Here is a 7,559-nt window from a genome sequence, read left to right as displayed (position 1 = left end):
TTTCTCTCGGAGTTTTTTGGGTTTAAATTCTTTAAAAAGTATATTAATACTTTTTACTTGCTGCTGATTGAGGTCAGCATCTGGAATTAACCTGCAAAGTCTTCTCAAAAAGCTGCTGTAACAAGTTTTTGTTATATTCGGATAATTCCAATCCAGAACATATTGTCTTTAGAATTTCCATTAATTTTTCGGATAATTCTTTATTCTTATCTTCACAATTAGTCAGTCTTTCTGTTTGAGAAGTTCTCAAGGAAGGAAGAAACTTATTTAAGACATCAATAGCTGATGTATTTGACATGCCATAGATTTTACCCAGGACCTTAACTTTATCTTTAACAGATCCTTTTCTAGAGGCTAATAGATAAGCTGTTTTATATGGTATTGATTGAAACAAAGACTTCGTGTTTTTATCTGGAAGACTTATAAATAATTCGTAATACCCTAAAGCATTATAAGCTGAAGATTTCGTGTGAAAAACAAAATTTATCCATGCTGAAAATGTTGTCTCAGGTGAATTCATACCTCTTAAAATATCTCTAACTTTATAAATTTTTTCTCCGATCAAAAGAACATGTTGTTTTTGTATGGATTTGATTTGTCCTGTTAATAGTTTGATAGAAGCTAGTCCACGACTACATGTATCATCAAAAACACTATGTTTGCTGACAATCAAACTCTCTATTTGTTCTTTTTCATCTTCGCTTAGAGAGACCGAAAAAACATCCATCGCGAATTCTTTTTTGTGGAATTCCTTTCTTGTGTTCTCTTGATTTTTTTGAAAAAATGCAGACGCTTCTTTTACTAATTTACTCACAGAGTTTCCTGAACTAATTTTTTGTTGAAGAACAGTTTGTTTTCTATTTCTTTAGTTAAGTTTAAAATATCCTGAGATGCCCTGGAGTTTGGGTAAACATTTATTACTGGACTTTCCTTCAATAAAGATCTGCTAACAGTAATATCCCTACGCACTTTATTAGATAAGATTTTGCCTTCATAAATTGTCTCTATGATATCAGTGTACGTAGAATTCGTTGAGTTTCTTTCATCCCAAAATGAAAATACTATTCCTAGTATGTCTAAATCATTCGCAATTGTTGAACAGAATTCTTTTATTTTCTGCAAACCGATTATAGAAAAAGGTTCAGGTGTTAAACACACAACTAAATGCTGGCTAGCTAGAAAGGCTTCCTGAGTAAGGGTGCCTAGACTTGGCGGAGTATCTAGAATACATATATCATATTGACTTTGAACATTTTGCAGAGCTAAACACAAATGATTAACTGACAAGCCTACATCTTTGTTCAACCCCCTAAAATCTTCCACAAGGACAGATGAAGGAATAATATCAAGATTTTCTATCTTTGTTTTGTGAATAGCTTCTTTGATATCGTTAGAACTTCTTAAGACTTCGTTAAGACCATATTCGTCATGGATCTGAATCCCGAGACCTGTAGTCAGGTTTGCTTGTGGATCTAAATCCACAAGCAAAACCCTTTTCTTACTTATTTGAGCAAGATTACTACCAATATTAAGGGACAGGGTTGTTTTCCCAGTACCACCTTTAAAAGAACAAAATGCTAGTGTTTTCACACTTACTCCAACGTTAGAGTAGATGTTAATTTATTCAGCTGTTGAGAACATATCTTTTCTTGATAAAATCAACATGATCAAGGCTTTTTTCAGCTTCAAATTATTATGTTCCATCTGTTCGACTATAGGAGAGTCGGGGAACAAACCTAAAGATGTTTGTATTTGATTGAGTAGGTTTAGAATAACGGATATACTTTTGTGGTACAATTCTAAAGGAGAATTCAAAAAAGTAATCTTTTCCTTATGCACTTTCATCTTGATATCTAGTTCTGGGAAATCTTTCTCAACATCTTTCACAATTTTGATAAAATCGTTAGTCATATTCTGTTTATCATTCATAATCTCTCCAGTAAATAGACGTATGATTTTTTCATATAAAACTACAAAAAAATATCCAACAAAAATATATTTTAATCAGATTATTTAATAACTTTTATTAACCGTTTGTTTGTTGTTTGACTTCTAAAAATGATATATTCGATGTTGTTGTTGTTCCTAAAATTGAATCCCCATTTGCTAATGCATTAACCCAAACTACACCACTTTCCATTCCACCTACTCTTAACGAGAATGTAACTGGAGTTGTTCCAGAATTGCTGACAGCTGTTCTTAAAGAACAAACATTAGGAATACCAGATGAATAACCATAGCTAATTGCACAAGGACCGGAATCACCTTCCCTTACTAAGGCTAGGACAACATTTCCTTCCATTCTAGAGGCTATGATATCAGCAGAAATTAGGAACATACTATCAGTATTATCTGGTGTAATTGTAAATTTACCAATTTCAGTACCACCGAGAAGAGTACTAATATTAGTTTTTGTGAATAAACCATTACATTGAATCTTGTCTGATATAGAGAAGTTCTTGAAAGCTTTTGTTAAGGCTAGAGTTGGATCTGAGACTATTTTATCTATAACTTCTTGTATCAAGCTGTTCGTTATATTTTCAATAATAGCATCTACTAATTCCTTCTGTATTCGATCTAAGATTAGCTTCGATAAAGCATCAGGATCTACTGATAGGTCTATCGAAGTGTCCGTATTATTCGTAGTTGTGATATCTACTTTAAGTCCTTCTTTTGCGATTATTTTCGCTGCTGTTGGTGTAGAGGTCGTTCCAAGTATAAGTTGTTGATCTTGCAAAGGGCTTTGCATTTGACCAACTTTAATATTGTCTGCGAATACACAGTTTTGGTTGTTGTTTAAGTAAAAACCAGAATTACCCATAATTAAAACTCTTTTTATTTGAGTTTTAATTTAATTTTTTTTGACTATCAACAATTAATTATTGTTTGTTGTGTTTTGAATTGTTTTGTTTGTTGAAATTTGTTGAAATTTGTTTTTATTTAAATAAAACACTTCTTTTTTAGAAATAGTTTTACCTTGAATTCTTTCATGTTTATTTAACCACTTCAGTTCTATAGCTATCTCAATACACCTATTGATGGCAGATTCTATCTTTTTCCAATTCCTCGAAGTAATATACCGATTCATTCTTAATGTGTAAGATAGGTTTTCAAAACCTATTTCTATTTTATCAGGCCACTCTTTTAACCCTGAGCTATTCATTTTCTTTCTTGTTGCAGTACTGACGATCCAGTCTATGAATGTATATGTGAATTTTGAAGCGTTTGGAAATCTTAGTTTTATTTCCTGGTACATATTTGCGGGCTTTAAAACAAAATAGGAATCAATTTGATCTACAATGATAGGGCATGGTTCTATGATAAACCCTTTATGTTTTTTAGAAACCAGATTAAGAAAAGGTTCTTCATCCAAGGCTTTATTTTCTTTTGGAGTTAGTCCCTCCCAACCTTCACAGATACGTAAAATGGGGGAAAATGTTTGATAACGGTCAACGACTTCTTCTCCTTTATTCCAACGTTTTCTTGTGGCAACTATTAAATAAGGTTCATTTCCTAGATGATATAAAGCTTCAAGAGCTATTAGAGCTTCTTTACCACCAAATTCATTCTTATTTCTCGAAGTCTTGTATTTTTTCACCCCATAAGCTTCTAAATATTCTGCTTTAGTAAATTTAATCCTTGGGATTGTGCCTTCAAACTTGAATGTATTCGTTTCTCTAGATAAATAGGATCCTTCTAAATTTCCTCTATAGTTTGTAGCAGTTAAGAGTTTTTGAATAGCAGCTAAAGCGTGATAATGTGAAGGTTGTAAATCTAATCCTATTACTTCGATTTTGGATTCTGTGCAGACACTAGAAAACAACTCAAGTTGATCTTCCGATAGCTGGGGTTTTCTGCCAAACTTCTGGTTCTCTAAATGTAGGGAACTTTTAATTATTTGATTTTCTGATCTCACCATGCTTCTTTCTGAACTGAAAATTTTCCTGTAGATGAATTAAATTTTAAGTTGGTTGAAAACACAGAGCCGTGTCTATTTTTCCCAATTATAATCTCTGAAAGTCCTTTTGTCGCTTCTTGAGAGTAGTAATCTTTTCTATGTAAGAACAATATCACGTCCGCATCCTGTTCTATCTGACCGCTGTCTCTGAGATCAGATAACATTGGTCTTTTATCCCCACGATCTTCGACTTTTCTTGACAGTTGAGATAAACATACAACAGGAATCTGCAACTCACCCGCTAGTTTTCTCAACTGCCTTGAGATTTCAGCAATCTCATTCTGTCGATTTTCAGCTTTTTTGTTAGAGCCTATTAGTTGTAAATAATCTATGAATAGAGCGTCTATACCCTGACTTTCTTTTAATTCTCGGGCTTGATCAATTAATGCGTTTAAATCCGTACTTTTATTATCGCATATAAAGAAGTGTGTTCCTTGCAGTCTTTTACCGATATCTTCTATTTTGGATAAGACATCTCTAGAGAAATTACCTCTTTTTAATTGCTCACACGAAATTTCGCTTAAATTTGATACAACACGTTCTACAATCTGATTTGGGCTCATTTCTAATGAAATAAACCCTACAGCCTTCTGTTGCTCTAGGACAAGATTAAGAGCTATATCTATAGCAAAAGCAGTTTTCCCCATAGCAGGTCTTGCAGCAACAACAACAAAATTCCCTTTTGATAATATAATGCTATTCTCGTCTATAGGTAAATATCCTGTAGGTAATCCGTCAACATAATCAATTTGGTGCCTTGATCTATAGTCGTATCTATGTCGTATTTGAGATATAACACTATTTTTCCCGTCATCGCCTAATGAAAAAATATCATAAACCGTTTTCCCTATATTCTTCCGTCTAGGATATGAGGTTTTTTTGTGAATATTATCTAAACGCTCTTTGAATTGGTCTATAAGTGTGTATGGCGAACGCCTATTTGGATACCTTGTGAAATCTTGAAAAGATGAATCTAGAAACTCTTTTAAGAGGTTGTTAACGTGTTTTTCATGTAAAAAGTCAATATGATGATCTAAATCTATAGGTATATCCGCATTTTGAGACATGTGTATTAGATACGAAACATCCATTCGTTTATCTAAATTTCTTCTCTTAATCTCTTCCCAAATCAAAGAGATTGAAATCGTATCTCTATCTCTTAATATGTCGCGTATAAGCAAAAATATGTTCTTATGATTTTCTAATTTAAAATGATTCTCTGATAATCTACGAACAACTGTATGGGCATGTTCCAGATAGTTCACAGCTTGTCCTAGAACAAAAAATTCAACATCTAAGAGCTCTTTTTCTTCTTCAGATTGTTTTATCATAAGACATCCAGAAATTCCTTTAAGGATTTCATAAAGGTAATATAATTTACTTGATTATGGAAATAATCAGGTAAAATTCATAACTTATATCATGAGGTTGTGTGTGCGTAAAGACAATTCACTGCATAAAGGCTTAGATACAATGTTTGGGAATAAAGTTTACCGAAGCAACCTATCGCATCAGGAATTTCTTTCTATTAAAAATGAACGTATTTGGGAAGGATTAAGAGATATCCCACTTTCTGAAGCTGTTTTTGTGTGGTTATCTTGCTTAAACAATCATACAGCCAGATCTTATAAAGGATCTATCCTAGCATTAGAGAAAATAGGTTTAGTTTCTCTAAAAATATCCCTACAAGAATTCGCTCTGGTGAACCACAATATTATCTTGGATTCAATAAAACAAGTTCCCATGAAAATAGTTCCTTGGTCAGAGGGAACAAAACAAGTGCGCGCAGCATGCTATATATCCCTAACAAAATTCTTAAACCGAGCAACATCTGGTTTGATTTCTATAGCTCAACCATCAAATCAAGAATCTAACAAAACGTTTTATAAAATTAGAGACCTGGTCAAAACAAATGCTATGAACAAGGTTGAAAGAATCACGTTTTTAGAGGCTTTAGAAAAAATCAATCATAGAGATTGGTTAATCGCTCAGACTATTCTCCAAGGTGCAAAGCGTGTGACAGAGGCTTTATCCATCACTACAGATAAGATTTCATTCGAAAATGGGACTATATCTTTTGATCAAAACAAAAGTAGGGGTGTGTCCAAAATAACCATCATAACCTACCCACAACGATTCATGAAATTAATGAGTGATTATGTGGGAAATAGGTTGGGATTGGTTTTTATAACTAAAAATGGGAAAAGTGTTGGATTAAAACAACTAGCAGGGACTTTCGCTAAAGCTGGAATAAAAGCAAATATATCGTTTAAAGTCACACCCCATGTTTTAAGGGCTACAGCTGTAACTGAATACAAAAAAATGGGTTGCTCAGACTCTGACATCATGAAAGTAACGGGTCATTCGTCTTCAAAGATGATATACGCCTATGATAAATCCACAACGTCTGAAAATGCATCAAAAAAAGTGTCTCTGATTTAATCATAAAGTGGAAATTATCAATTTCCACTTTGAAAAAACATCAAATTAATTCTCGCAGCACTATATCCTGTATAATTAAAATTATATTAAAATATTAATGGTAATTGCGACGTTAAATTGTCAGTCTTACCTGTATCGTATGCTGATAGCATTTGAGCGGAAGATAAGCAAGATACTCTCATTATTTCTTGATCAGCAAATCCCATTTTTTTCAAATAAGCTAAAGCACTAGCCCTTAAAACATGGGGTGTGACTTTAATTGGAGAATTAATATCATGTTCAGCCAATTTGAAATAATAATAAACTTGATTGATTGCTACTTGTTGTCCTTCTCCAGAAACAAAAACCCAGCCTTCTCTATTTCCAAGATAATCTCGCAACTCCTGCATTAAGAAATTCGGGTAACTTACTTTGACTTCTTGATACCTGTTTTGTCGTTTTTTAACCTTGAAAGTAACTTGATTCTGAACAAAAGATATATCGTCAGTTCTTAAAGAAATTACTTCGTTTAATTTCCTAACTCCTTGAATAATCAATTTGCCTATCAGATAGTCTCTAAAGCTAATTCTTTTTAGCGAATCAAAAAACACTAACCATTCTTTCTTAGAAATAAATTCTGTTTTAACCTTGTCTCTAATTTTATAAAATGTAGAGTTACCAAAGTCTCTAGAAGGACTAGCCTGTTTAATAAGCCCTTTGGTCAATCGATAAAGAAATTTAGTAAAAGAAATATAACAAGCTGCCCTAGCTTGTTTTGATGCTTCTGAAACAGTCTTACCTGTACAAGTATAAGTTAATGACTTTATCTTGTTCAGAGCATCACAATGATCGAAACACACTAAGTTCTCCAATTTCATAGAACCATCTAATATATTATTGGAGATTAGGAATTTAATTCCTGAGGCGTAATTCTTTTTTGTAATAGGAGATAAAGTGGCCAACCATACATTAGCCGCTTCTAGGACTGTTAGAAATAATCTACTCTTATGATAGTGACTCAAACCGCTCATACTCAGTCTCAATATTTTGTAATGTACAAGTCCTGCGCAGTCTAAGTTTTTTTTAACCAAAAGTCTACCACCTAAAGTTGCAAAGTCTACCACCTAAAGTTGCAAAGTCTACCACCTAAAGTTGCAAAGTCTACCACCTAAAGTTGCAA

General features: G+C 33.0%; 8 protein-coding genes. 1 reads left to right on the top strand and 7 read right to left on the bottom strand.

What is annotated here, in order from left to right; translation table 11 throughout:
• Window positions 1–73: 73 nt before the first annotated feature.
• The 6 genes from C10C_RS05180 to C10C_RS05155 all read right to left on the bottom strand — a co-directional run bounded on the left by C10C_RS05180 (window position 74) and on the right by C10C_RS05155 (window position 5,289).
• Window positions 74–814, bottom strand: a complete 741-nt coding sequence (locus C10C_RS05180; protein ID WP_117274797.1) for a CT583 family protein — start codon at window positions 812–814, stop codon at window positions 74–76.
• The gene (locus tag C10C_RS05175; RefSeq protein WP_117274796.1) at window positions 811–1,590 is read right to left on the bottom strand and encodes a ParA family protein; all 780 of its coding nucleotides are present in this window, start codon (window positions 1,588–1,590) and stop codon (window positions 811–813) included. The genes C10C_RS05180 and C10C_RS05175 overlap by 4 nt, the downstream gene beginning before the upstream one ends.
• Before the next feature lie 30 nt (window positions 1,591–1,620).
• A complete protein-coding gene (locus tag C10C_RS05170) occupies window positions 1,621–1,929 on the bottom strand; it encodes a virulence factor (RefSeq protein ID WP_117274795.1) in 309 nt (102 codons plus the stop codon).
• A gap of 97 nt (window positions 1,930–2,026) precedes the next feature.
• Window positions 2,027–2,821, bottom strand: coding sequence for a virulence factor Pgp3 (pgp3, locus tag C10C_RS05165; protein ID WP_117274794.1), 795 nt, complete (start codon window positions 2,819–2,821; stop codon window positions 2,027–2,029).
• A 54-nt stretch (window positions 2,822–2,875) separates the two neighbouring features.
• Window positions 2,876–3,919, bottom strand: coding sequence for a virulence factor (locus C10C_RS05160; protein WP_117274793.1), 1,044 nt, complete (start codon window positions 3,917–3,919; stop codon window positions 2,876–2,878).
• Window positions 3,913–5,289 (bottom strand): replicative DNA helicase, encoded by a 1,377-nt coding sequence (locus C10C_RS05155; protein ID WP_117274792.1) that lies wholly within the window; start codon window positions 5,287–5,289, stop codon window positions 3,913–3,915. Before C10C_RS05155 ends, C10C_RS05160 begins: the two co-directional genes overlap by 7 nt.
• Before the next feature lie 142 nt (window positions 5,290–5,431).
• Between C10C_RS05155 and C10C_RS05150 the strand changes: the two genes are divergently transcribed.
• Entirely contained in the window at window positions 5,432–6,400 is a 969-nt protein-coding gene (locus tag C10C_RS05150; protein WP_174222249.1) for a site-specific integrase, read from the top strand.
• A gap of 86 nt (window positions 6,401–6,486) precedes the next feature.
• Here C10C_RS05150 and C10C_RS05145 read toward each other — a convergent pair whose 3' ends face one another.
• Window positions 6,487–7,410: a tyrosine-type recombinase/integrase gene (locus C10C_RS05145; RefSeq protein ID WP_117274799.1), complete on the bottom strand. Its 924-nt coding sequence runs from the start codon at window positions 7,408–7,410 to the stop codon at window positions 6,487–6,489.
• Between the last annotated feature and the right edge of the window lie 149 nt (window positions 7,411–7,559).

This window comes from Chlamydia poikilotherma (genome assembly GCF_900239975.1).
GTDB classification, from domain to species: domain Bacteria; phylum Chlamydiota; class Chlamydiia; order Chlamydiales; family Chlamydiaceae; genus Chlamydia; species Chlamydia poikilotherma.
The sequence above is the reverse complement of the archived record's forward strand: the minus strand, read 5'-3'. Positions and strand labels throughout refer to the sequence as shown.

Coding starts and splice junctions, on each gene's coding strand:
- C10C_RS05170 (WP_117274795.1), bottom strand. CDS start 1,929: ATGAATGATAAACAGAATATGACTAACGATTTTATCAAAATTGTGAAA.
- C10C_RS05145 (WP_117274799.1), bottom strand. CDS start 7,410: ATGAGCGGTTTGAGTCACTATCATAAGAGTAGATTATTTCTAACAGTC.
- C10C_RS05160 (WP_117274793.1), bottom strand. CDS start 3,919: ATGGTGAGATCAGAAAATCAAATAATTAAAAGTTCCCTACATTTAGAG.
- pgp3 (WP_117274794.1), bottom strand. CDS start 2,821: ATGGGTAATTCTGGTTTTTACTTAAACAACAACCAAAACTGTGTATTC.
- C10C_RS05150 (WP_174222249.1), top strand. CDS start 5,432: ATGTTTGGGAATAAAGTTTACCGAAGCAACCTATCGCATCAGGAATTT.
- C10C_RS05155 (WP_117274792.1), bottom strand. CDS start 5,289: ATGATAAAACAATCTGAAGAAGAAAAAGAGCTCTTAGATGTTGAATTT.